The organism is Geobacillus proteiniphilus (genome assembly GCF_001908025.1).
In the GTDB taxonomy this organism is placed as follows: domain Bacteria; phylum Bacillota; class Bacilli; order Bacillales; family Anoxybacillaceae; genus Geobacillus; species Geobacillus proteiniphilus.
In genome coordinates, this window is record NZ_MQMG01000023.1 from 29,131 (window position 1) to 52,294 (window position 23,164).

Sequence of the window (23,164 nt, forward strand, 5' to 3'; positions counted from 1 at the left end):
GACGAAAATAGGCCGCACCATTTCCAGCGTTTTAGGCGCTTGCCATGTAGCAAACGAAGCTTGTCCATTAATACGCTATAAAAGCCGGAGATTTCACGAAGGAGGCCTATTAGCATGAACATCTGCATCATTGGCGCTGGCTACGTCGGACTAACCACCGCTGCCGTCCTTGCTGAACTTGGGCATGAAGTGCATTGCATCGATCATGATGAACGGAAAATCCGCCTGCTCAATAACGGGGAAGTTCCGTTTTATGAGCCAGGGCTCGAAGAATTGATTGCCAAAAATGATAATTATTTGACGTTCAGCGGCCGCTGGGATGATATCAAACGGGCGGCCGTCGTTGTCATTTGTGTCGGCACCCCGCCGCGGCCCGACGGCGGCACCGACTTACGCTATATTGAAGCGGTGCTCGACCGCTTGGCAACGACGATCAAATCGTACAAAACGATCGTCACGAAAAGCACTGTCCCTCCGGGGACGAATGAATGGATGCGTGCCGAGCTCATCCGCAAAGGAGTGAAACCGCAGTTGTTCCGCATCGTATCCAACCCAGAGTTTTTGCGGGAAGGGTCGGCTGTCTACGATATGTTTCACCCAGACAAAATCGTCGTCGGACTCGAACCGGATGATGACCAATCGCTTGCCGTCATGCAGGCGGTGTATGCCGGCATCAATGCCCCTTACCTCACAACGAGCCTGACCGGCGCGGAACTGATCAAATACGCCGCCAACGCGTTTTTGGCGACCAAAATTTCCTTTATTAACGAAATGGCGCGCATCTGTGACGCGTTTGCCGTCGATGTCAATGACATCGCCCGCGGGATCGGCCTCGACCCGCGCATCGGCCCACACTTTTTGCGGGCCGGCCTCGGCTATGGTGGCTCCTGTTTTCCAAAGGACGTCAAAGCGCTCGAACATGCGGCGCGCTCGCGCCAAGTGGAGCCGCATTTGCTGAAGGCAGTGCAGACCGTCAACGCCACCCAGCTTGACGTTTGCTTCCAAAAACTCAATGAGCAACTTGCCCCATTGACGGACAAAAAGATCGCCGTGCTTGGCATCTCCTTCAAGCCGAATACAGACGATACGCGTTTTTCCCCCGCTGAAGCGCTCATCCGCCGATTGAGTGAAAACGGCTGTACGGTTGCCGCCTACGACCCGAAGGCAACGCTCTCGGAGCCGCTCGCCCGCGTCACACAAGTCCAGTCGGTGCACGAAGCGATCCAAGGGGCGGATGGCTTGGTCATCGCCACCGATTGGGACGAATTCCGCACGCTTGACTGGGGGCAAGTGAAAGCGGCGATGAATGGGACGTTCGTGTTTGACGGTCGAAACTGTTTGGATCGCCATGCAGTCGAACAAAGCGGTTTGCGCTACATGGGGGTGGGGCGCCCGTGAACATTCTCGTCACCGGTGCGGCCGGATTTATCGGCTCCCATTTATGCGAAAAACTGCTCAAAAACGACGAGCATCATGTGATTGGCGTCGACGGCTTTCTCGGACCGACGCCGGCGCCGCTAAAAGCGAAGAACATTGCCCATTTGCAGTCTCATCCACGGTTTACCTTTCTTGAGCTGGATTTGTTGACAGCCGATTTGCCGTCCTTGCTGCAAAACGTCGAAGCGGTCTACCACTTAGCCGGCATGCCCGGCGTGCGAACGAGCTGGGGGACGGAGTTTGCCGCCTATGCTGCACACAACATTTCCGCTACCCAGCGGTTGCTTGAGGCATGCAAAGACCGGCCGCTCAAACGGTTCATCTACGCTTCGACCTCATCCGTCTACGGCGAGCGGAGCGGCCCGTTGTCGGAAACGCTTGAACCGGCCCCGCTCTCCCCATATGGCATTACGAAGCTCACCGGCGAACATTTATGCCGCGTCTATTTTCGCGAGTTCGCCGTACCGATCGTCATTTTGCGCTATTTCACCGTCTATGGCCCGCGCCAGCGCCCGGACATGTCGTTTCACCTCTTCATCCGCCAGCTGCTCGCTGGACAACCGCTCACCGTGTTCGGCGACGGAACACAATCGCGCGATTTCACCTATATTTCTGACTGCGTTGATGGAACGATCGCCGCGCTCGAGCGGGATGGCGTCATTGGAGAAACGATCAATATCGGCGGAAAAGAACGAGCATCGGTCAATGAGGTGATCCGTCTGCTGGAAACGCTGACGGGAAAACAAGCGATCATTCAGTATACCCCCGCCGCCCGCGGAGAGCCGAAACAAACGTGGGCCGACTTGACAAAAGCGGAGCGGCTGCTCGGGTACAAGCCGGTTGTAACGCTTGAGGGCGGCCTACAAAAAGAGATCGAATACATCCGTTCGCTGTATGAGGGTGAGCATTCATGAAAATCGCCTATATCTGCACGGAAAAGCTGCCCGCCCCGGCAGTGCGGGGCGGGGCCATTCAAATGATGATCGATGGGATTGCTCCGTTGATCGCCCGACGCCACGAACTGACGATTTTTTCAATCGCTGATCCGCTTTTGCCGCCTGAAGAGACAGACGGAGACATCCGCTACATCCGTTTTCCGAAGCCGACATATGAAACGGATGTGGCACGTGCGCTGGCTGCGTACAAATTTGATGTCGTCCACGTCTTCAACCGTCCCATTCCGCTTTTGGATTACCGTACATCGGCCCCGCAAAGCGCCTTTGTGCTGAGTCTCCATAACGATATGTTTTCGCCGCTGAAAATCACAGCAGAGCAGGCGAAGCGGGCGCTAGACGCCTGCACCTTGCTGACCGCCGTCAGTGAATACATCAAACGGACGGTGACAAACCGTTACCCAATCGATCCTCAGAAAGTAAAAGTCGTTTATTCCGGGGTCGATCTTGCCCAATACATCCCCGTCTGGACGGAAGAAGGCAAGCGCATCCGCCAGGCAGAGCGCCAAGCGTACGGACTCACCGATAAAAAAGTTGTGCTGTTTCTCGGCCGGCTCAGCAAAACAAAAGGACCGCATTTGCTGATTCAATGCTTGCCATCCCTTTTGGTCCGCCATCCCGAGGCAGCGCTTGTCATCGTCGGCGGAAAATGGTTCGGCGACACCGGACGAAGCGAATACATCGACTGGCTTCATGAACTCGCGGCGCCGATGGCCGATCGCGTTCTGTTTACGAATTACGTTCCGCACAGTCATATCCCCAAACTGCTCTTAATGGCCGATGTGTTTGTATGCAGCTCGCAATGGCACGAGCCGCTCGCCCGCGTTCATTACGAAGCGATGGCCGCCGGCATTCCGGTCGTGACAACCAACCGCGGCGGCAATGCCGAAATCGTCCGCCACGGCGAAACCGGCTTTGTCATCGATGACTACCAAAACCCGCACGCTTTTTTTGAAGCGATTGATTACATGCTTGTGAACAAACATGAAGCGGAAACCATGGCGAAAAAGGCAAGAACGCTCGTTGAACAGCAATTTCAATTCCACCATGTGGCCAAGCGGTTTGAAACGGTTTATATCGAAGCATGTTCCTCCCTTTCCCCAAACCAATAAGGGCTGTCTAAGAGAAATGTTTTCGGGACAGCCTTTTTCTCTTTCTCCGATGAAATCAACCATGCCGCTCCTTGTGCATCTATCCCCACTCGTCACACTTTCGCCGCCCCCCAGTTCGTCAAACTGCAGAGGCTTCGGGAAATATCCTCTATTTAATGAGCTTACCCAGTCCAATTTCGTTCTCCATACATATCCTAGTAGCAATCACACATATTTCGCTTCGTCCATTCCCAAATACCTGACAGGAGGGATAGCATGAAAGACATCGTTATTGAACCATGGCTCGTCGATGAAACGACCCATGAATTTTTTATCCCTGAGTATATGATCCAGCTGGCAGAGGAAGTGCTGAAAAACTACGATTTATCCGTTCAAAACATGCAAATCGTTACGACAAAACCGGACAAGGGAGGAGCGATTTGGAAGCTCGAAACGAAATCAGGCCCGAAAAGTTTGAAGCTGCTGCACCGGAGGCCGACAAGGAGCCTATTCAGCCTAGGAGCACAAGAATATTTAGTGGAAGTGCGCAAGGCAAGAGTGCCGCCAATTGTAAAAACAAAGGATGGAAAAAGTTATGTCGAGGCAGGAGGAAAACTATGGTTTGTGGCGGAATGGATTGAACCGTTGACGCCAGTTACAAAGGATTTGGAAGGAGCAAGAAAGCTTTGTTATGCCCTTGGTGAATTCCATCGGCTAAGCAAAGGGTATGTCCCCCCAAAACAGGCGGAAATGGCTTCGCGGCTGCACAAATGGCCAAAAAACTATGAAAAAATGATTACGAAAATGGGCTGGTTTCGGAACATTGCCAAATACTACCCTGAAATGCCGGCAAGCCCACCGTTATTAGAGGTAGTTGACCGATTTGAAGAACAGGCGCGAAAAGGCATGGAACGATTCCTGCAATCCAGCTATGTTGAATTCGTCAAGCAAGGAACGGCTCATTGGGGGTTGGTTCACCAAGACTACGGTTGGTCCAACGGCCAAATGGGCGCGGACGGAATGTGGATTATTGATCTCGACGGAGTTGCCTTTGACCTTCCGATTCGTGATTTACGAAAACTCATTAGCGGCACAATGGCGGATTTATACAAATGGGATGCAACATGGGTGCGGGAAATGATTCTAGCGTACCACGAAGCAAATCCAATCACACCTGAATTATACGAGCTTTTGATGATTGACTTGGCCATGCCAAACGAATTTTATAAAAATATGAAAGAAGTCGTCTATGAACCGGAAATCTTTCTCAATGAACAAACAGCACAGTTAATTCAAACGATTGTCGAAACCGACCAGTCAAAGTGGCCTGTATTGGCAGAAATCGAAAATGACTGGAAAGGAGTGGGATAAATATGAGGATTTTGATGGTTTGTACAGAAAAACTCCCCGTTCCCCCTTTATTAGGCGGGGCCATTCAAACGTATATTTCCGGCATTCTTCCACATGTAAGCCAATTCCATGATATTACCGTTTTAGGCATCAGCGATTCGTCGCTTCCCGAGCAAGAAACGATCCATGGCGTTCACTACGTGCGCGTACCGGGAAAAATATTTGAAATATACCGGGAAAACGTTGTTCGTTATGTGGAAGCGAACAAGTTCGATCTCATCCATATCTTTAACCGCCCCCGCCTTGTTCTGCCCATCCGGCAGGCAGCGCCCGACGCCAAAATGACGTTAAGTATGCACAATGATATGTTTCAACCGGAAAAAATCGATCCAGAAGAAGCAACGGCGGCCATCGCAGAAGTGGCCTACATCGTAACAGTGAGCGATTATATTGGCAATGTCATCCGCAGTCTATATCCGCAGGCATCGCCAAAATTGCACACGATTTATTCTGGAGTAGACAGCGAACGATTTTTGCCGGGAAATCATCCAAAAATGCAGAAAATACGCAACGACATTCGGCGGGCACATGGGTTGGAAAACAAAACGGTCATTTTGTTCGCCGGAAGGCTGTCGCGCAATAAAGGGGTCGATAAACTCATTCTAGCATTGCCGGAGCTGGCAAAAAAATTTAAAAACTTAGCCCTGGTGATTGTCGGGAGCAACTGGTTTAGTGAAAATGACATTACTGATTATGTCGCATATGTAAGAGCACTGGCGAAACGAATGCCTGTCCCCGTTGTCACGACAGGCTTTGTCCCACCGAATGAAATCCAAAATTGGTTTGCGGCGGCTGATTTGTTTGTATGCACCTCGCAATGGCAGGAACCGTTGGCGCGCGTCCACTACGAGGCCATGGCAGCAGGCCTTCCGATCGTAACGACCGCGAGAGGCGGCAATCCGGAAGTCATTTTCGCCAATGAAAACGGCCTTATCGTAGAAAATCCGGAGGACCCAAGTGATTTTGCCGACAAGATTGCCCAAATATTATCGGATCAATCATTGATGAGAAGAATGGGAGAAAAAGGCCGGCAGCTTGCTGGTTCGATGTATCATTGGGAGCGAGTCGCTTCCGAGTTATTGGAAGTTTGGGAGCAGGCGGAGAAAATAGAACAAGCTGTAGTGAGTGAAGAACAAGCAGCCGGCATGACAATAGAACCGCTGAAAGAAGATGCAACAGAACAACTGAACCGGCCAACCCCTAAAGCGGATGCAAAAGAAAAAGTCCACTCGAAAAAGAACGCGGCAGCGTCATCCGACAAAACGAAAAAGGGAAAAGCCAAAAAAGAGCGTGCCATATCAATGGAAGACAATCAACAAACAGCTAAACAAAAAGAAGCTGCGGCAGAGCGAACAGAACCCGTGAAAAGCGCCCCAGCTCCTAAACAGCCCCAAACCGGCCGCCACATAAAACCTTTTACAATTACAAGCGGCAACCAACAAACGCTGGACGCGTCGCCTAAAACGCATTTGAACCGCAACCAAGCTCAAGCGAAACATGACACAAAACATTTTACGATTGCAAGCTCACACTAACACGAATCGAAAATCGCCAACAAAGAAAATGACGGACATCCAAATTGAACGCTCCCCCATCTACGCTTACGCTTAGAGGCGGGAGATTCTTGGGAACACCTGCCCTACGGCAGATGATTCACCAAGCCATCCCCGTGCGTCCCACGGTTTGGCTGCCTTACGAAGACAGCAAACGAAGCCCCTCATTCAAGATATTCCGGGCGGCGTTCTCGTCCCGGTCGTGTACTGCCCCGCAGTGCGGACACACCCATTCGCGGACATGCAGTGATTTCACGTCGGCCTGCCGGCGCCCGCAGCATGAGCACCATTCATCCCCCACTTACGCTCACGCGTGGAAGTGGGGGTCTTCTCGGTTCAAGATGATAAAATAAACCCAGACATTATCCTCGATTTATTTTCATATGTAGATTAAATACCGTGGTAACTTCTAAATGCAGAAAGAACACGCTGAAAATCATATGGGTGCATCATGCCATAAAATTTTCGAAATCTAGTAGTAGTAGGTATTTCATTATACCAATCATATTGAACACAAGAAGGTGATCGTAAACCAGCATATCTCCAATGAATAATTTCTATACGATGAGGAAAACGTTTAGATTTCTTTGATCTTGTAATCTTCAATCCAATAGCAAGTACACGACTGCCTCTGAAACCCAAAATAAGAACAGGACGATAAGCACCGCCCTGCCCTTCTTGAAATTGAAAATAAATATCGTATATTCCTCCTGGCACCATCAGTCTTCCAACCACCGTCGATGAACAGGATTATTCGGATCAACAATAACAACACCGTTGGAATTAACATCGAGTATATCACCAGGAGGTAGTCGATCAAAATTGATTTGCGAACTTAAAGCAGCATTCATTTGTGCATATCGAACTTGTCGAAATCGTCTAGAGCGAAAGGATCTGGATTGTTGAAATCCTTTTCTTCTCCTAACAGGAGCTTTCAATCGCCGATTCTCCTTTCGTTTCATATGCCATCACCACCTGAAAAGGGTAGTAATAGCATATGTAATATTAAGCAAAAAATTTATAAATTAAACATAAATGGAAATTTATTCTTCAAGCCATTCCAAGTCATCTGGATCATTTTCATCCAAAAGAACCCGACCTTCATCATCTGCTTTAAATACCTTGATTTTTCCAGTTGCAATTAATGATTGAGGATTTGACCTTTTAGTCTCTGTTGTTGGGGTCATATCTTTACACTTTTTTCTTTATTTTTCACCATCCAAAAAACAATTTTGGTGATACCAATTATCCCCATAAATCAGGTGATTTATGATGATAAGTTGTATATAATTATATCATAATCCCCACAAAATGAGGTGAGTCCCCCGTAAAAATTTCTATAAAAGTAATATAGGGGAGTATGTATTGATACATCAAATGTTAATCTGTTTAATTTTCTGGTTTGCATAAGATGTATCCTAGGAACTTATCCAAGATTATCTTAATTTTTTAAGTAATCTTGGTTTTGATACAGAAAAATAAAAAAGAGAAGTCAGATTAATTCTAAATCCAACTGAACATAATCTAAACGCTGTTCCATACGCTTACGTTTATGTTTTACATATAATGAACCGCAGTCTTTTTGAACGCTCCCCCACCTACGCTTAGAGGCGGGAGATTCTTGGGAACACCTGCCCTACGGCAGATGATTCACCAAGCCATCCCCGTGCGTCCCACGGTTTGGCTGCCTTACGAAGACAGCAAACGAAGCCCCTCATTCAAGATATTCCGGGCGGCGTTCTCGTCCCGGTCGTGTACTGCCCCGCAGTGCGGACACACCCATTCGCGGACATGCAGTGAATTTCACGTCGGCCTGCCGGCGCCCGCAGCATGAGCACCATTCATCCCCCACTTACGCTCACGCGTGGAAGTGGGGGTCTTCTCGGTTCGAGATGATAAAAATGAGAATACAATCCCACAGCAAATGAGGGAAACAAACCATAACCATCCCTTTCCCGGCGCCGCAACGCATTCAGGCAAAGATGCGTTTCAACGCAAGGAAATGCGTTACTGCACAAACCCGATCATCGTCACCGCGAGAAGCTGCGCGCGCCCGATGACCGTTTCGTTTCCCTGTTCATCGGCGATCGTCAACTCGGTCGCCGTGCACTTCTTTAATATGCCTTCATAGCTCTTATCCTTCATGACAAATTGGCATTTCAGCGGCGGCAAATGGCCGGGCAGCTCCGCCAAAAAGGCCAGCCGCTCGTCGAGCGCCATCGCTTGGAATTCTTTTTTGGCAAAAAATTCAGTCGGTTCCTCCTCGCCGCCTCGTTCATCGTTGGAATTTCCTTCCTCTTCCTGTTGCGTTCGGCTAGTCCACATAAACGTTTCTTGCATATGCGCCGCCGCCCGCATCGCTTTTGGCTGCACAATGTAAAGCAACGGCTCCGTCTCCACAACGTTTTGTTTCCGCACGTCGATCCCCCTTTTCCATGCTTGCCTTACCTTATATATGTATGCCCGTGATCTCAATAATTGCCCAAGTCAAGCAAAAAACAGCCGCTCCATCAACAGGAACGGCTGCTCGCACGTTTTTAATATCCTAAAATGTGGTATCCCGAGTCGACGTGAATAATTTCCCCGGTGATGCCGCGCGACAAGTCGCTGAACAAAAACAGCGCCGCATCGCCGACTTCTTCTTGGGTCGTCGTCCGGCGGAGCGGAGCGCGTTCTTCGATTTGCTTTAAAATCGAGTTGAAATCGCTCACCCCTTTGGCCGACAGTGTGCGAATCGGTCCAGCGGAAATGGCATTGACGCGGATGCCGTATTTGCCTAAATCGTTCGCCAAATATTTCACGCTCGCATCAAGCGACGCTTTCGCCACACCCATAATGTTGTAGTTTTGCACGACGCGCTCGCCGCCTAAGTACGTGAGGGTGACGATGCTGCCGCCTTCCGTCATCAGCTCTTTCGCCTCGCGCGCAACCGCGGTGAGCGAATATGCGCTGATATTGTGGGCGAGCAAAAAGCCTTCGCGGCTGACGTTCATATATTCCCCGCTCAAGTCTTCTTTATTGGCGTAGGCGATGCAATGAGCGACGCCGTGGATGACGCCGACTTGTTCTTTGATTTGCGCGAAACATTGAACGATGTCTTCATCTTTTGCCACATCGCATGGCAGCAGAAGCGAACGTTCGTCCCCAAGCGTATCCACAAGCGCCCGCACCTCTTTTTCAAACCGCTCTCCGGCATACGTAAACACCAACCGAGCGCCGGCAGCGTGAAGCGAACGAGCAATGCCCCAGGCGATGCTTCGTTTGTTCGCCACCCCCATCACGACATATGTACGTCCTTCCAACGATAAGACCATTCGTTCATCCTCCCAATTATCATTTATTCTTAGCACCAGGTGTTAATTCTATTATAGGCGATGCGGCGGCCGATGTAAATGCACGCTTCCCTTTTGCCTTCCGATTCCTTCATGCTGGCGGCGGTTTTTCCCACTTTGCAAAACCGGCGCGATTCGCTAATATGGTATATGGCACATTTGAATGGAGAGGATCGTTCCATGGATCATGATCGTTTTTCCAAATCGAAGCTGGATTACCATATGCTGTTCCTTTTATTCTTGATGGCGGTCGTCAGCGCCATCGCCATCCATAGCGCAGAACCGATGCTGCCGGAGAAACTGCAAAACGTCAACTTCGCTTCGAAACAGCTGCAATGGTACGCCATCGGCGCTGTCGTGATCGCCTTGACGATGATCATTGACTATGATCGGCTGTTTCAAATCGCTTGGTATTTGTATGGATTCGGGATGTTGCTGTTGCTTGGGCTGGAATTGAACGTCCCAGGATCAGTAACCATTAAGGGGGCGACGAGCTGGTACCATCTACCTGGAGGCAACTTTCAACCATCCGAGCTGATGAAAATTTTTATGATCATCGTCCTAAGTCGCATCATCGTCAACCATCGGGAAAAATATCCCGAACCGACGATCAGCGATGATTTTAAATTGCTTGGCAAAATCGCTTTGACCGTCTTGCCGCCGCTCATTTTGCTCGCCAAGCAGCCGGACATGGGCATGTCGATGGTGTTTATGGCCATCACCGCCACCTTGGTGCTCGTTTCCGGCATCCGCTGGCGCATCATTTTCGGCATTGTCCTTTCCGGTGTAACAATGGTGGCAGTCGTTGTGTTCATTTTCTTTTATTTTCCTGATTTCTTCCATAAGTACATTATTAAAGAAGATTACCAGTTGAACCGGTTTTACGGCTGGCTGGCTCCATATGAATATTCCAACGAACAAGGCTTCCAGCTCATCCGTTCGCTTATGGCCATTGGGTCAGGGGAACTGTATGGGAAAGGATTGGGCAACTTACAAGTCTATTTGCCGGAGGCGCACACAGACTTTGTGTTTGGCGTCATCTCAGAACAGTTCGGATTTGTCGGCTCAAGCATCGTCGTGTCTCTCTTTTTCCTGCTCATTTATCGCATGATCCATATTGCCTTGGAGAGCAACGATTTATATGGCAGCTATTTATGCGCCGGCGTCGCGGGCATGATTACGTTCCAAGTGTTCCAAAACATTGGCATGACGATTGGACTTTTGCCGATCACGGGGTTGCCGCTTCCGTTCATCAGCTATGGAGGAAGCTCGCTGGCGACTTATATGCTGGCGATCGGCCTCGTCTTAAACGTTCATTCGCGAACGCGGAAGTTTATGTTCGCAAGCGATGAATAAAGCCGCTTGCTGTGTCCGCAGGCGGCGTTTTTTGTCGCCATCAAGCTCAACTCCACTTCTTTGTTTCCTGGCCGCGGGCTCCGCCGTTTGGGCGTTGCCCCCGCAAAAGCCGCGATGAGACGGGCAAAACCGCCGCATCTTTTCTTTTCCTGACTGAACGGACATACTGGTAGTACAACCACTATGGCGAGAAAGGAGCACATTCGATGCAAGTGGACATCATCGGCGACATTCATGGCTGCTTCCGTGAATTCGCCGCATTGACGGAAACACTCGGCTACCATTGGGACGAAGGGGTGCCGATTCATCCCGACGGACGAAAGCTCGGCTTCGTCGGCGATTTGACCGACCGCGGTCCTGAATCGCTGAACATGATCGAGATCGTCTGCGCCCTTGTTGAGCGAAATTTGGCTTACTACGTGCCAGGCAACCATTGCAATAAGCTGTACCGCTTTTTTTTAGGACGAAACGTGCAAATCGCCCACGGGCTTGAGACGACCGTCGCCGAGTACCGCTCCTTGCCTCCAAGCGAACAGGAGATGATCCGCCGCAAGTTCATCCGCCTGTATGAACAGGCGCCGCTGTATGCGGTGCTCGATGAGGGGCGCCTTGTCATCGCCCACGCCGGCATCCGTCACGACTATATCGGGCGGACGGACAAAAAAGTCAAGACGTTCGTCCTGTATGGGGACATCACCGGCGAAACGAACCCGGACGGGACGCCGGTGCGCCGCGACTGGGCGAAACGGTATCACGGCAGCGCATGGGTCGTATATGGCCACACGCCGGTCGAAAAACCGCGGTTTGTCGGGCGGACGGTCAACATCGACACCGGCTGCGTATTCGGCGGCACGCTGACCGCCTTGCGCTATCCGGAAATGGAAACGGTCTCCGTTCCTTCCTCAATGCCGTTCGTTCCAGAAAAATTCCGCACGTTCTCCTAATCAGCGCACCGTCTGCGCGCTGCCTCGATGAGGAGCTCCATATCGTCAGGAAGCGGGGCGGAAAATGTATACCAGCGCCCGGCAAACGGGTGAAAAAACGACAGCTGCCGGCTATGAAGCGCCTGGCGGCCGATCATCTCCCGGCTTCCGCCGTACAGTTCATCGCCGGCGAGCGGGTGGCCGAGATAAGCCAAATGGACGCGGATTTGGTGCGTGCGCCCCGTCTCCAGCCGGAGCGAAACGTATGTATAGCCATAAAGCCGCTCCAGTACACGAAAATGAGTGACAGCCGGCTTCCCGTCTTCCCGCACTTCGCGGGCAATGATGCTGTCGCTTTGGCGGCCGATGGGGGCGTCAATCGTCCCTTCATCCTCGACGATGACGCCATGGCAAATGGCCTCATACGTGCGCACAACGTGCCCTTTTTGTTGCAATGCCGACAACAAATGATGAACATGGCGGTGCTTGGCGACGAGCACGAGCCCGGACGTGTCGCGGTCAAGCCGAGTGACGATATGGACGGTCGAGTCGAGCTGCTGCTTTCGATAATGGTGAAGCAAGCCATTGGCGAGCGTCCCGCCCGGATGGTGGCGCGACGGAATCGTCGCCAATCCCGCTGGTTTGTTGACAACAAGGACGTAATCGTCTTCATACAGAATGTCAAGCGGCATCGGTTCGGCGTCCATCCAATCGCTTGTCCGCTCCGGCGGAAAGACAACCGACAGTGTCTCGCCGGCGCGCAGCATATGGCGGACGGTGACGGGCTGCCCGTCAACCAACAGCGCCCCGCCATGGAATTTAATATCGGTAAGCGCCGTCCGCGAAATGCCGTTCTCTTGCAAAAACTGGCGCAGCAGCTTTCCGTCGTGCTGTTCATCAATGGAAAAGGTCATGGTAAACGGCGGCAATGTTCGTCACCTTTCTGACTAAAAAATCTCCGTCTTTTGGTCATCGTGTCCATCCGCCTTTCTTTAACGCCGCTGCAACGGAATCGGCACCGTGCCAAAAGACCATCACCTCGCCGCAAACGGGAAGCCTTGCCTAACCAAGGAGGCGGGCTTTCCCTCAGTCGGCGATAAACGAGTCGCGCACCCGCCGCCAAAACGGAAACGGCCGAAAGCGGGCGAAACGCACCTTTTCATCGGCCACCCGACATTGAATTGACTTCACTTCTTTATGCAACAGTGACAAATGGTCGATCGTAATTTGAAAATCGACGTGGTTGACCGGCTTGAGTAAACACGTATGGTGCGCCGGCAGCACGAGCGGCGAGCCGATCGTCCGAAAAACGCGGTTGTTGATCGACGCCATCTCGGTCACTTGAATCGCCTCAAGCGAAGGATGCAAAATCGCGCCGCCGAGCGCTTTATTGTAAGCCGTGCTGCCGGTCGGCGTCGAAATGCACAACCCGTCGCCGCGGAACCGCTCAAACAAGTCGCCGCGAATCTCGACATCCATCACGAGCGTCCCGCTGACGCACTTGACTGTGCATTCATTGAGCGCTAAATACTTTGCCTCGCTTCCGCCGTTGAGATAGCGGATCGTCACCTCAAGGAGCGGGTATTCGACCACTTGGTACGGCGTCTTGGCGATGGCGATGACGAGCTTTTCAAGTTCCTCCGGCACCCAGTCGGCGTAAAAGCCGAGATGGCCAGTATGGACTCCGACAAACGCCGTCTTGTCCAACCGATGGCAATAGCGATGGAACGCATACAACAGCGTTCCATCGCCGCCAACCGAAATGACGAGATCAGGTTCCTCTTCATCGTAACGCAAGTCAAAGTCAAGCAAATACGTTTTCATTTTTTGCGCCAAGGCGTTCGATATGTCGTCGCCTTTGGACGTGATGGCAAACACGAGCGGCGCGTCCATCCGTTTCATTGCCCTTCTCCTTTTGCTTCTTGTTTTCGGGAAAAAGCAGCCTGCGCTTCTTGAATTTCAAAGCGGATTTTCGACATCTCCTCATCGAGACGGTAGGCCGCCTCCGCGGCGCGCTGCAACCGAACTTTGATATCTTCGGGGAAACGTCCGCTGTACTTATAGTTCAACGAATGCTCAATCGTCGCCCAAAAGTTCATCGCCAACGTTCGAATTTGAATCTCCGCCAAAATGTTTTTTTCACCGCGGATCGTCTGCACCGGATAGCGGATGACGACATGGTACGAGCGGTAGCCGCTCTCTTTTTTTTGCGTGATGTAATCGCGTTCTTCGACAATCGTAAAATCGTTGCGCTGGCGCAATAGCTCGACGACGGTCTTAATGTCATCGACAAACTGGCACATGATGCGCAACCCCGCAATATCTTGCATCTCTTCCTCGAGACGGTCGAGCGGGATGTTTTTCTTTTGCGCCTTATCCAAAATGCTGGCGACGGGCTTCACCCGTCCGGTGACAAACTCAATCGGCGAGTGCGCTTCGATCATCTCGAATTGGGCGCGAATGCCCCTTAGCTTCACTTTCAGCTCCTCAACCGCCTGCTTATACGGAGCTAAAAACAAATCCCAATGGTTTACCATCGTACCACCTGCCTACATGTTTTCAATCTCCCGCGGCTAAAGTCAAGAGGGCACAACCGCGCCTCTGCCTTGCTGCTCGATGGAACCGCTCATCTGCCGAATTCACCGGGCCGCTCCCTGTTCTAACGCGCCGAAAGGGAAGCCACCGGCTTATTGCTCAAAAAACACGTCTTGCACCGCCTGTTCAAGCGCCTCGCCATAGTTGGCGTTGCCGCGAATATTTTCAAGCAAATAAGACAGTTCGTCTCCAAACTGTTCAAGCTCGACCGCCGCTTCCCCACATCGAAGCCAGACCGGCTCCCGAGCGTCAAGCGCCGCCTTTAACTCAGGCCACCATGGCTTCGGAACCATGACATATAGAAAGCGGTCATCGGTTTCCAAAATGTACGCAAACGCCAACGCATCCGAGTCGACAAGCATATGGCGTTTCGGCGTCACGCGGGCAAGCGGAACCGGAGCATCATTGACATACAGCCAAAGCCGGCCGCCTTCCCGCTCCGCCCGCTGAACAATCACTTTTTCGTTCATGCTTTCTCTCCTTCCGCATCAACCATCCGCCCTTTATTTTACCATATTCACCCTATACAGACGAAATAATTGATATTCGCCGAAAAACAGCTGATAATAGAGGGAGACGACTATCCTGTCTGAAGGAGATTCACGATGCATCAAGAAATCGAAATCGAATTGAAAAACTTGTTAACGGCAGCGGAGTTTGCTGCCGTCTGCGCCGCCTTCCGCCTCGATGAGGGCGCTTTCCGCCGCCAGGAAAACCATTACTTTGACACCCCGTCATTCGCCCTGAAAGAACGAGCGGCAGCGCTGCGCATCCGGGCGAAAGAGGGACGCCTGACCTTGACGCTGAAACAAACGCAGGCGGACGGGACAATTTTGGAAACCCATGAGCCGCTTTCGTTATCTGAAGCGGAAGCGTTGCTTGCCGGTATGGCGGCGCCGCGCGGGGCGATCGCCGATTTGCTTGCAGAACTGGGCATCAATCCACACGAGGTGCGCTGCTTTGGCTCCCTTGTCACCGACCGCGCCGAATGGCCGCATGAAGGCGGCACGCTATGCCTTGACCATAACCGTTACTTGCAAAACGAAGATTACGAACTTGAATATGAAGTGGATCACGCGGAAGCGGGTGAAAAGCGGTTTTTGCGCCTGCTTGAGGTGCTCGGCATCCCGCGCCGCCCCGCGCCAAACAAAATCGCCCGCTTTTATGCCCGCATGAAGGAAATGGAGGAAGGACGATGACCGTTTCGCCATTAAAGCTGCTCGTTGAATGGCAGGCGCTCAATGCGTTCTCACCCGGACGCTCAAGCCTGTTGCCATCGCCGGCTTCATCCTTGTTTTCAAGCTTGCTTGCCGAATCTCTCAGCCGCGGGGAGGAATCATCTGCCGAGGCGCCTCAAGCCGCCTCAAGCGGTCAGCCTCCGGCGCCCGCCGGCCATAGCGGCGCACCGCTCGAACATGAAGCGGGCACCGCAATCAACGCATCTTCTTCCATCGATGCCTTGATTGCGGCGGCAGCGGAAAAATACGATGTTGACCCGCAGCTCATCCGCGCCGTCATTCGCCATGAGTCAAACTTCCGTCCCGATGCGAAAAGCCCGGCTGGAGCGCTTGGACTCATGCAGCTCATGCCAAGCACGGCAAAAATGCTCGGTGTGGACGATCCGCTTGATCCGGCGCAAAACATCGACGGCGGCGTAAAATATTTGCGCCAGCTCCTTGGCCGGTATAGCGGCAATATCACTCTCGCCTTGGCCGCCTACAACGCCGGACCCGGGAACGTCGACCGCTATGGGGGCGTGCCGCCATTTGCCGAAACGCGGGCGTATGTCGAACGCGTGTTGAAAAGCTACCGCACATAAACGAGCGGCGCTCGAGTCACTTTGTTTGAGATCCATGCGTGCTGTTGATAAAATAGCAATCAAACGACAACGAATGATTTTCAAACAAAAGGAGCATCCGCGATGGGAGAACAATGGCAAACCCTTTATGAGGCGATCGGCGGAGAGGAGACGGTTGCGAAACTTGTCGAAGCATTTTACCGACGCGTGGCCGCGCATCCGGACTTGCAGCCCATTTTCCCTGACGATTTGACGGAAACCGCCCGCAAGCAAAAACAGTTTTTAACGCAATATTTAGGCGGACCCCCGCTTTACACGGCAGAGCATGGACACCCCATGCTGCGGGCGCGCCATCTCCGCTTTGAAATCACGCCAAAGCGGGCGGAAGCATGGCTTGCCTGCATGCGGGCAGCCATGGACGAAATCGGCTTGTCCGGGCCGGCGCGCGAACAGTTTTATCACCGGCTTGTACTCACCGCCCACCATATGGTCAACACCCCAGATCATCTGGACAGAAAGGAGCATATCCTTGAGTGAGAAGTTTGCTGGGAAGACGACGGCGCCCGCCTGCTACCCTTCCCAGCCGCTAGGCAACACGAACAAACCGCTCGAGCTGTATTTGTTTATCGATCCTTTATGCCCGGAATGCTGGGGGCTTGAACCAGTCATCAAAAAGTTGACAATCGAATACGGCCGTTTTTTTACCTTAAGGCACATATTAAGCGGAACATGGGCGACATGGAGCGCGCGCAAAGGAACGAAGCCGGAGGCAATGGCCAAAGCGTGGGAGTGGGCAGCGTGCCGCACCGGCATGTCATGCGACGGCAGCGTTTGGCTCGAAAACCCGATTTCGAGCCCGTTCGCCCCATCGCTTGCCATTAAAGCGGCGGAAATGCAAGGAAAGCGGGCTGGCCTTCGCTTTTTGCGCAAGCTGCAAGAACAGCTCTTTCTCGAAAAGCAAAATGTCGCCGATTTGTCGGTGCTCGCCGAATGCGCCGTCGAAGCGGGCTTGGATGTCGATGAATTTCTGCGCGACATGCACTCGCCGGGAGCGGCGAAAGCGTTTCAATGTGATTTAAAAATCACCTCGGAAATGGACGTCGACGAAATTCCGACGCTTGTGTTGTTTAATGAAAACATTGAAGACGAAGGCATTAAAATTTCCGGATGCTATCCGTACGACATCTACGTCGAATTGATCGCCGAAATGCTCGGCTTCCATCCTGAGCCGTCCTCTCCTCCTCCGCTGGAATCATTTTTAAGCCATTTTAAATTCGTCGCCACAAAAGAAGTTGCCGTTGTGTACAACTGGACGATCCAAGAAGCGGAAACGGAAATGAAAAAGCTGCAGCTAAAGCAAAAAGTTGAGCGGGTGCCCGTCAAACACGGAACATTTTGGCGCTATATCGATGAGGCTCGTCCCTAGCAGCAGGGACGGGCACAAGAAAAAGCCCGGCTGACGCCGGGCTTTTTCTTGTGCCAAGACAACAAAGGGGATGGGAGAAATTGTTCACGGTCAAACAAAGGGGTATCAGGTTTTGTCTTCCGTTCACAACTTTATCTTAACAAATGGTCGATCAAATTAGCAACCCGTTTGCTCGTTTGTTCACATTATTGTCATAATTCGCCCTGCGTCATGATCAGGCAGACAAACAGCATATAATCAACTAAGGCAAACGGAAAGAGGAGGCCATCCCCATGAAGCAGCGCATCGTCTTATCTCTTTGGACAGCAGCATCCGCTGCCGCATTTATCCTGAACTTGTTCGGCCTCATGCGGCTCCTTCCGCTTTGGGCGACCATGCCGCTTTTGTTTCTCTCCTTGCTTGGCCTGGCAGCGACATGGAACCGCCGCCATCAGTTTCGTGGATTTCCGTCAAAACGAATGCGGCTGTAGCGTCGCATTCGTTTCATTTCTCAAGCAGCCGCTCCATCTCTTCCAGCTTTTCGGCAAACACTTGGCACGCTTGGCGGATCGGCTCGGCGCTCGTCATGTCGACGCCGGCTTTTTTCAGCACTTCAATCGGGTAATCAGAGCTGCCGGCTTTCAAAAAGTCGATGTACCGTGTCACCGCCGGTTCGCCTTCTTCCAAAATTTGTTTGCTGAGTGCAATCGCCGCGCTGAAGCCGGTTGCGTATTGGTACACATAGTAGTTGTAATAAAAATGCGGAATGCGCGCCCACTCGAGGCCGATTTCTTTGTCCACGACAATATCATCGCCAAAATACGTTTTATTTAAGTCGTAATAAAGAGCAGTCAACATTTCGGCCGTCAACGCTTCACCTTGTTGCGCCTTCAAATGGATCAAATGCTCAAACTCAGCGAACATCGTCTGGCGAAAAACCGTGCCGCGGAACCCCTCAAGATAATGGTTGAGCAAATAGAGCCGCTTTTTCTCATCATCGATCGTTTTCAGCAAATAGTCGTTCAACAGCGCCTCATTGCACGTCGACGCCACTTCGGCGACGAAGATTGAATAATGCGCATACGGATACGGCTGCGTTTTGCGCGTATAGTAGCTGTGCACCGAATGGCCAAACTCATGCACAAGTGTAAACAAATTGTTCACATTGTCCTGCCAGTTGAGCAAAATGTACGGATGGGTGCCGTATGCTCCCGACGAATAGGCGCCGCTTCGTTTTCCTTTGTTTTCGCGCACATCGACCCAACGGTTGTCAAGACCTTCTTTCACGATCGCCACATATTCCTCGCCAAGCGGCGCTAGCCCTTCAAGCATATATTGCTTCGCTTCGTCGTACGTCACTTCCATTTTCACATCTTGGACAAGCGGCGTGTACAAGTCGTACATATGCAGCTCATCAAGCCCAAGCACTCGTTTGCGCAGCCGTACGTACCGGTGCAACAGCGGCAAATGTTCGTGAATCGTGGCGATCAAGTTGTCATAGACGCTCTCCGGAATGTTGTTCGCATCCAACGCCGCTTCCCGCGCCGAGCTGTAGCGGCGGATGCGGGCGAAAAAGTTGTCTTTTTTCACCGTGCCGGCAAGCGTATTGGCGAACGTGTTTTGAAACTTCTCATACGTATGGTATACGGCGTAAAACGCATCGCGGCGGACGCGGCGGTCAGTGCTTTCTAAAAAGCGGATGAACCGGCCATGCGTTACTTCGACTTCCTCGCCGTTTTCGTCGATGATCGTCGGAAACGTCAAATCAGCGTTGTTCAACGCGCTGAACGTGTCGGATGTCGCCTGCATCACTTCGGACGCCTGCGCCAATATCGCTTCTTCTTCCGCCGACAGCACGTGCGGGCGCTGGCGCGTAATCTCGTCTAACGCGTGCGCATACAAGCGAAGCGGCTCGTATTGTTCTAAAAACGAGCGCAGCACCGCTTCATTGATCGCCAAAATTTCCGGCACGATAAACGCCATCGCGCTCGATGCTTCGCTGTACAAGCTTTTCGCCCGGGCGTCGAGCCCTTGGTAAAACGAGTTGGTCGTATCTTGGTCATAGCGCATATGGGCGTATGTATACAGCTTGCCTAGGCGCATCGACACTTCATCTTGGTATTGCAATGCTTCATACAACACTTCCGGCGATTCGCCAAGCCGCCCTTTGTATTCGCCAAGCTTCGGAATCATTGCCTTCACTTGTTTGAACTCTTCTTCCCAGGCGTCATCGGTGGGAAAAATGTCCTCAAGCCGCCACGTTTCCTCAACCGGAATCTCGCTTCGCAGCGGCAGCGACTTTTTCGCTTTCTTTTCCTCCACCGTCATCATTCCTCCTTATACAAATAATCGATACACGAATTATTATTCACCATTCCGTTCATCTTTTCCTGTTTTCTGCTCATTTTTTCCACTCCTCCGAACTCAAGCGATGACCAATAGCGGCTAAGCGCTGACGTTTGGCGAATTTGATCAAGAAGCGCAGCATCTTGATGAATCATCTGATCGACGGTCGACGGAAACGACAGCGGCTTCACCAAATGAAGTCGGCCGCCCTCTTCGCGGCGGAGATAGCCGAGCAGGCTCAACCAATGCAAATACTCGCCGACGGCCTCACGATACGTATCCCGGCCGACAAGCGGCAGCCGGCGCGGAACGAGGCGGCCGGTGCGGATTTTGTCGTCGAGCCACTGAAATAAAGACGCTGCCGTTGCCGGCCGTCCGGTCTTTCCTAGAAGAAACAAAAGGACATACGTTTGCCAAATGAACGGCGCCGTCTCCCATAAATACCCGCGCGGCACTGGCCAGCCCGCTTCGGTCGGAAACAGTGACGGAACGATGCCCGCCTGGTAAAAATCAGCACAAATGCGGCGCACGGTTTGGTTCGGATAAAGCGGAAACGTCCGCCGCCATTGTTTTTTTCGTTCGAGCCATCGTTCCCAAAACGCGGGCGGAAGCGGCTGTGGACGGGGGGTCATCCAATCGGTGAAGGACAGGGAAGAAAGCGGAATCGAATCGATAGCGGTCAACGTGCGCTGCACCGATAGCGGCAGCGGGCGGAAAAGGCGGATGAAGCGCTTCGTCTCTGGGCTGTAGTACCATATATGCGGAACAGCCGAATGCGGGGCACGATGGGCGAACAGCCACTGAAAGCGGGAGAGCTGCACTTCGCTCGAATATTTCGGTGAGCGCCGCAAGTGATGGGCTCCTAACACCCACAACGGGCGGATGCCGAGGCGACGGTAGCCGTCATTGCGTTCGCGAAACAGCGATTCATCGATCGTGGAACATTGGTATTCGAGGGCATAAAGGTGAGGGCCATGGCGGAACAATACGTCAGGACGTTGCTTGATGGCGGGCAAATACGGCTCGAGCTTCGCCTCGGTGCCTTGGCGAATGAGCCACGCGAACAAGTCTCGCTTCCCGGTTAAGTGGCGCTCCGACTCCGGCTCGTGCTCGACCGGGCAAGTCGCCCCTTTGCGGTGGGCGAAATGCGGCAAACGGTAGCGGCCCGATCGGAGCACCACTTCTTGACGGCATGCGGGACAAAAAAACGGTTCCTGTCGTTTCAGGCGCATCAGCCCCTCTCGTTCCCATCTTTCCGCCCCGGCAAGCGAAACCGGCCTGCCATCAGCTGAGAGAGCGACAAACAACATGATCACTTCCTTTCCAGTGAAAAATGGTTGCCTGTGGGCGGGAGCAGCTGGGATGTTCTCTGCTGTTCCCCCTTAACCGTCCGGTTCTTCCCTTTTATTCGTCGACCATCGCCGGTTTTCCTGCCCTGAGCCAGATTGCGCCGAAAAAAGTCCGCCGATTCGGCCGGACTGGTGTTACAAGCGGTTTGTTACAACAGAGGCGACAACAGCCGGGAGACCGATTCAGCGACACGCACCCGGAACGGGCGCTGTTGAAACTGTTCGTAATCGATCATGGAAGCGTGGCGAAAATCTTCCAAAAAGTCGCGGACGAGTTTATGAATGCTGTCGGTATAATACAAAAAGGCGTTCACTTCAAAGTTTAAATGAAAACTGCGCATATCCATGTTCGCCGTGCCGATCGAGGCGAGCTCGCCATCGACGACGATGACTTTGCTGTGCAAAAACCCTTTCTCATACTCGTAAATTTTCACCCCAGCCTCGAGCAGCTCGGGAAAATACGAGCGCGAAGCGTAAAAGACAATTTTTTTGTCCGGACGCTTTGGCGCCAGCAGGCGAACGTCAATGCCGCTTAACGCCGCCACTTTGAGCGCCGTCAAAATGTCCTCATCCGGCACAAAGTACGGCGAGGCAACCCAAATCGATTGTTTCGCCGACGTAATCATGGCAAAATACAGCTGTTTGATCACTTCCCACTTTTGGTCCGGACCGCCGGCGATGAGCTGCACCCCGCCTTGCCCTTCCTCGACGATGAGCGGCGGCGACAAATAGTCCGGCGTCAACAAGCGTTCCCCCGTCATGTAATACCAATCTTGCAAAAAAATGAGCTGGAGCGTCCGGACGGCTTCACCGCGGATCAATAAGTGCGTATCACGCCAAAATCCGAAATATTTGTTTTTTCCTAAATACTCATCCCCGATGTTCAGCCCGCCGACAAAGCCGACGCCTCCATCGATGACAATGATCTTTCGGTGATTGCGGAAATTGATCTGGTTGCTTAAAAACGGCAGGCGCACTGGCGAAAACGGGATCATCTCGACTCCCGCCGCGCGCAACTCCTCGATATAGGCGTTTGACAACTTCCAGCTTCCAACGGCGTCGTACAAAAAACGGACGCGCACCCCTTGGCGCGCCTTTTCCATCAAGACGCGCTTCAACTGTTGACCGATTTCATCATGACGGACGATATAATATTCTAAATGAATATGGTGTTCCGCTTTTTCCAGTTCGGCAAAAATGGCCGAAAATGTCTCCTCACCGTTGGTCAACACCGCCGTCTGCGACGCGAGTGAAACCGGATGCTGGCCGATGCGATAAGCAAGGCGCAAAAGCGGACGCTGATGGGGCGCCATCGGCAGCCGCTCGACGGCAATCGGCGACGGCTCTTGGAACTTGAGCAGCACCGCCTCATCAAAATCGGCTTTCTTTTTATAGCGCCGTTGTTGCCAGTAGTTGCGTCCGAACAATAAATAAAACAAAAAACCGACAATCGGAAAGCTCCCCAGCACCGCCAGCCAAGCAATCGTCTGCGCCGGCTTTCGATTCTCAAGAGAAATGACCAGCGCGATAAAGATGACGGAACAAGACATCAATACGCTGAAAAGACCAAGCAGCTTCCCTTCCCAAAACCCGTTCGTCAATGCCAGCAACGCGCC

General features: G+C 52.3%; 23 protein-coding genes and 2 pseudogenes. 12 read left to right on the forward strand and 13 right to left on the reverse strand.

Annotation, left to right across the window (positions count from 1 at the left end; translation table 11 throughout):
- Window positions 1–114: 114 nt before the first annotated feature.
- The 5 genes from BRO54_RS09540 (at window position 115) to BRO54_RS09560 (ending at window position 6,426) form a co-directional block, all read left to right on the forward strand.
- Window positions 115–1,398: a UDP-glucose dehydrogenase family protein gene (locus BRO54_RS09540; RefSeq protein WP_074043782.1), complete on the forward strand. Its 1,284-nt coding sequence runs from the start codon at window positions 115–117 to the stop codon at window positions 1,396–1,398.
- Window positions 1,395–2,351 carry an NAD-dependent epimerase/dehydratase family protein gene (locus BRO54_RS09545; protein WP_074043783.1) on the forward strand — a complete coding sequence of 319 codons (957 nt, stop codon included), beginning with the start codon at window positions 1,395–1,397 and terminating at the stop codon, window positions 2,349–2,351. The genes BRO54_RS09540 and BRO54_RS09545 overlap by 4 nt, the downstream gene beginning before the upstream one ends.
- Entirely contained in the window at window positions 2,348–3,502 is a 1,155-nt protein-coding gene (locus tag BRO54_RS09550; protein ID WP_074043784.1) for a glycosyltransferase family 4 protein, read from the forward strand. The genes BRO54_RS09545 and BRO54_RS09550 overlap by 4 nt, the downstream gene beginning before the upstream one ends.
- Before the next feature lie 255 nt (window positions 3,503–3,757).
- Entirely contained in the window at window positions 3,758–4,852 is a 1,095-nt protein-coding gene (locus tag BRO54_RS09555; RefSeq protein ID WP_074043785.1) for a CotS family spore coat protein, read from the forward strand.
- A gap of 2 nt (window positions 4,853–4,854) precedes the next feature.
- Window positions 4,855–6,426, forward strand: coding sequence for a glycosyltransferase family 4 protein (locus tag BRO54_RS09560; RefSeq protein WP_074043786.1), 1,572 nt, complete (start codon window positions 4,855–4,857; stop codon window positions 6,424–6,426).
- Between the two features lie 157 nt (window positions 6,427–6,583).
- On the opposite strand, the pseudogene BRO54_RS09565 reads toward BRO54_RS09560, so the two are convergent.
- From BRO54_RS09565 to fabI, 6 genes and pseudogenes are all read right to left on the reverse strand, one after another.
- Window positions 6,584–6,730 (reverse strand): annotated as a pseudogene (locus BRO54_RS09565) (zinc ribbon domain-containing protein); the annotation flags it as partial.
- Between the two features lie 104 nt (window positions 6,731–6,834).
- Window positions 6,835–7,164: a hypothetical protein gene (locus tag BRO54_RS19475; RefSeq protein ID WP_137088705.1), complete on the reverse strand. Its 330-nt coding sequence runs from the start codon at window positions 7,162–7,164 to the stop codon at window positions 6,835–6,837.
- 323 nt (window positions 7,165–7,487) lie between these two features.
- Window positions 7,488–7,631, reverse strand: coding sequence for a hypothetical protein (locus tag BRO54_RS20055; RefSeq protein ID WP_167367375.1), 144 nt, complete (start codon window positions 7,629–7,631; stop codon window positions 7,488–7,490).
- 502 nt (window positions 7,632–8,133) lie between these two features.
- A pseudogene (locus tag BRO54_RS09570) lies at window positions 8,134–8,281 on the reverse strand (zinc ribbon domain-containing protein); the annotation flags it as partial.
- 170 nt (window positions 8,282–8,451) lie between these two features.
- Window positions 8,452–8,862, reverse strand: coding sequence for a CotO family spore coat protein (locus tag BRO54_RS09575; RefSeq protein WP_011230336.1), 411 nt, complete (start codon window positions 8,860–8,862; stop codon window positions 8,452–8,454).
- 119 nt (window positions 8,863–8,981) lie between these two features.
- Complete coding sequence (fabI, locus tag BRO54_RS09580) at window positions 8,982–9,758, reverse strand: enoyl-ACP reductase FabI (protein WP_011230335.1); 777 nt, start codon at window positions 9,756–9,758, stop codon at window positions 8,982–8,984.
- 198 nt (window positions 9,759–9,956) lie between these two features.
- Here fabI and BRO54_RS09585 point away from each other — a divergent pair, with 198 nt between their 5' ends.
- Together BRO54_RS09585 and prpE are read left to right on the forward strand one after the other, a co-directional pair.
- A complete protein-coding gene (locus BRO54_RS09585; RefSeq protein WP_011230334.1) occupies window positions 9,957–11,132 on the forward strand; it encodes an FtsW/RodA/SpoVE family cell cycle protein in 1,176 nt (391 codons plus the stop codon).
- Between the two features lie 206 nt (window positions 11,133–11,338).
- Window positions 11,339–12,076, forward strand: coding sequence for a bis(5'-nucleosyl)-tetraphosphatase PrpE (gene prpE / locus BRO54_RS09590; protein WP_074043788.1), 738 nt, complete (start codon window positions 11,339–11,341; stop codon window positions 12,074–12,076).
- On the opposite strand, the gene BRO54_RS09595 is transcribed toward prpE, so the two are convergent.
- The 4 genes from BRO54_RS09595 to BRO54_RS09610 form a co-directional block, all read right to left on the reverse strand.
- Window positions 12,073–12,984 carry an RluA family pseudouridine synthase gene (locus BRO54_RS09595; RefSeq protein ID WP_042379637.1) on the reverse strand — a complete coding sequence of 304 codons (912 nt, stop codon included), beginning with the start codon at window positions 12,982–12,984 and terminating at the stop codon, window positions 12,073–12,075. The genes prpE and BRO54_RS09595 overlap by 4 nt on opposite strands.
- Window positions 12,985–13,141: 157 nt before the next feature.
- Window positions 13,142–13,957 carry an NAD kinase gene (locus BRO54_RS09600; protein ID WP_042379634.1) on the reverse strand — a complete coding sequence of 272 codons (816 nt, stop codon included), beginning with the start codon at window positions 13,955–13,957 and terminating at the stop codon, window positions 13,142–13,144.
- Window positions 13,954–14,592, reverse strand: coding sequence for a GTP diphosphokinase (yjbM, locus tag BRO54_RS09605; protein ID WP_011230330.1), 639 nt, complete (start codon window positions 14,590–14,592; stop codon window positions 13,954–13,956). The genes BRO54_RS09600 and yjbM overlap by 4 nt, the downstream gene beginning before the upstream one ends.
- Window positions 14,593–14,742: 150 nt before the next feature.
- The gene (locus tag BRO54_RS09610; protein ID WP_042379630.1) at window positions 14,743–15,120 is read right to left on the reverse strand and encodes a UPF0738 family protein; all 378 of its coding nucleotides are present in this window, start codon (window positions 15,118–15,120) and stop codon (window positions 14,743–14,745) included.
- 135 nt (window positions 15,121–15,255) lie between these two features.
- On the opposite strand from BRO54_RS09610, the gene BRO54_RS09615 reads away from it, so the two are divergent.
- The 5 genes from BRO54_RS09615 (at window position 15,256) to BRO54_RS09635 (ending at window position 18,344) form a co-directional block, all read left to right on the forward strand.
- On the forward strand, window positions 15,256–15,849 hold the full coding sequence (locus BRO54_RS09615; RefSeq protein WP_042379628.1) for a CYTH domain-containing protein: 594 nt from the start codon (window positions 15,256–15,258) through the stop codon (window positions 15,847–15,849).
- Window positions 15,846–16,469 carry a lytic transglycosylase domain-containing protein gene (locus tag BRO54_RS09620; RefSeq protein WP_042379626.1) on the forward strand — a complete coding sequence of 208 codons (624 nt, stop codon included), beginning with the start codon at window positions 15,846–15,848 and terminating at the stop codon, window positions 16,467–16,469. The genes BRO54_RS09615 and BRO54_RS09620 overlap by 4 nt, the downstream gene beginning before the upstream one ends.
- 102 nt (window positions 16,470–16,571) lie before the next feature.
- Window positions 16,572–16,985 (forward strand): globin domain-containing protein, encoded by a 414-nt coding sequence (locus BRO54_RS09625; protein WP_042379624.1) that lies wholly within the window; start codon window positions 16,572–16,574, stop codon window positions 16,983–16,985.
- The gene (gene spxH, locus BRO54_RS09630) at window positions 16,978–17,874 is read left to right on the forward strand and encodes a ClpXP adapter protein SpxH (protein WP_074043789.1); all 897 of its coding nucleotides are present in this window, start codon (window positions 16,978–16,980) and stop codon (window positions 17,872–17,874) included. Before BRO54_RS09625 ends, spxH begins: the two co-directional genes overlap by 8 nt.
- 272 nt (window positions 17,875–18,146) lie before the next feature.
- Window positions 18,147–18,344, forward strand: a complete 198-nt coding sequence (locus BRO54_RS09635; RefSeq protein ID WP_074043790.1) for a hypothetical protein — start codon at window positions 18,147–18,149, stop codon at window positions 18,342–18,344.
- A 13-nt stretch (window positions 18,345–18,357) separates the two neighbouring features.
- On the opposite strand, the gene pepF is transcribed toward BRO54_RS09635, so the two are convergent.
- The 3 genes from pepF to cls all read right to left on the reverse strand — a co-directional run.
- Window positions 18,358–20,181 (reverse strand): oligoendopeptidase F, encoded by a 1,824-nt coding sequence (pepF, locus tag BRO54_RS09640; protein ID WP_074043791.1) that lies wholly within the window; start codon window positions 20,179–20,181, stop codon window positions 18,358–18,360.
- Entirely contained in the window at window positions 20,181–21,509 is a 1,329-nt protein-coding gene (locus tag BRO54_RS09645; protein WP_033004673.1) for a competence protein CoiA, read from the reverse strand. Before BRO54_RS09645 ends, pepF begins: the two co-directional genes overlap by 1 nt.
- 188 nt (window positions 21,510–21,697) lie before the next feature.
- The coding region (gene cls / locus BRO54_RS09650; protein WP_239691242.1) for a cardiolipin synthase at window positions 21,698–23,164 on the reverse strand (1,467 nt) is incomplete at its 5' end.

Bases quoted from the DNA above. Each gene is read 5' to 3' on its own strand.
- BRO54_RS09560 (WP_074043786.1), top strand. From the start codon at position 4,855: ATGAGGATTTTGATGGTTTGTACAGAAAAACTCCCCGTTCCCCCTTTA.
- BRO54_RS09540 (WP_074043782.1), top strand. From the start codon at position 115: ATGAACATCTGCATCATTGGCGCTGGCTACGTCGGACTAACCACCGCT.
- BRO54_RS09585 (WP_011230334.1), top strand. From the start codon at position 9,957: ATGGATCATGATCGTTTTTCCAAATCGAAGCTGGATTACCATATGCTG.
- BRO54_RS09615 (WP_042379628.1), top strand. From the start codon at position 15,256: ATGCATCAAGAAATCGAAATCGAATTGAAAAACTTGTTAACGGCAGCG.
- BRO54_RS09635 (WP_074043790.1), top strand. From the start codon at position 18,147: ATGAAGCAGCGCATCGTCTTATCTCTTTGGACAGCAGCATCCGCTGCC.
- BRO54_RS09645 (WP_033004673.1), bottom strand. From the start codon at position 21,509: ATGTTGTTTGTCGCTCTCTCAGCTGATGGCAGGCCGGTTTCGCTTGCC.
- prpE (WP_074043788.1), top strand. From the start codon at position 11,339: ATGCAAGTGGACATCATCGGCGACATTCATGGCTGCTTCCGTGAATTC.
- BRO54_RS09550 (WP_074043784.1), top strand. From the start codon at position 2,348: ATGAAAATCGCCTATATCTGCACGGAAAAGCTGCCCGCCCCGGCAGTG.
- BRO54_RS09620 (WP_042379626.1), top strand. From the start codon at position 15,846: ATGACCGTTTCGCCATTAAAGCTGCTCGTTGAATGGCAGGCGCTCAAT.
- fabI (WP_011230335.1), bottom strand. From the start codon at position 9,758: ATGGTCTTATCGTTGGAAGGACGTACATATGTCGTGATGGGGGTGGCG.
- BRO54_RS19475 (WP_137088705.1), bottom strand. From the start codon at position 7,164: ATGGTGCCAGGAGGAATATACGATATTTATTTTCAATTTCAAGAAGGG.
- pepF (WP_074043791.1), bottom strand. From the start codon at position 20,181: ATGACGGTGGAGGAAAAGAAAGCGAAAAAGTCGCTGCCGCTGCGAAGC.
- BRO54_RS09555 (WP_074043785.1), top strand. From the start codon at position 3,758: ATGAAAGACATCGTTATTGAACCATGGCTCGTCGATGAAACGACCCAT.
- yjbM (WP_011230330.1), bottom strand. From the start codon at position 14,592: ATGGTAAACCATTGGGATTTGTTTTTAGCTCCGTATAAGCAGGCGGTT.
- BRO54_RS20055 (WP_167367375.1), bottom strand. From the start codon at position 7,631: ATGACCCCAACAACAGAGACTAAAAGGTCAAATCCTCAATCATTAATT.
- BRO54_RS09625 (WP_042379624.1), top strand. From the start codon at position 16,572: ATGGGAGAACAATGGCAAACCCTTTATGAGGCGATCGGCGGAGAGGAG.
- BRO54_RS09600 (WP_042379634.1), bottom strand. From the start codon at position 13,957: ATGAAACGGATGGACGCGCCGCTCGTGTTTGCCATCACGTCCAAAGGC.
- BRO54_RS09610 (WP_042379630.1), bottom strand. From the start codon at position 15,120: ATGAACGAAAAAGTGATTGTTCAGCGGGCGGAGCGGGAAGGCGGCCGG.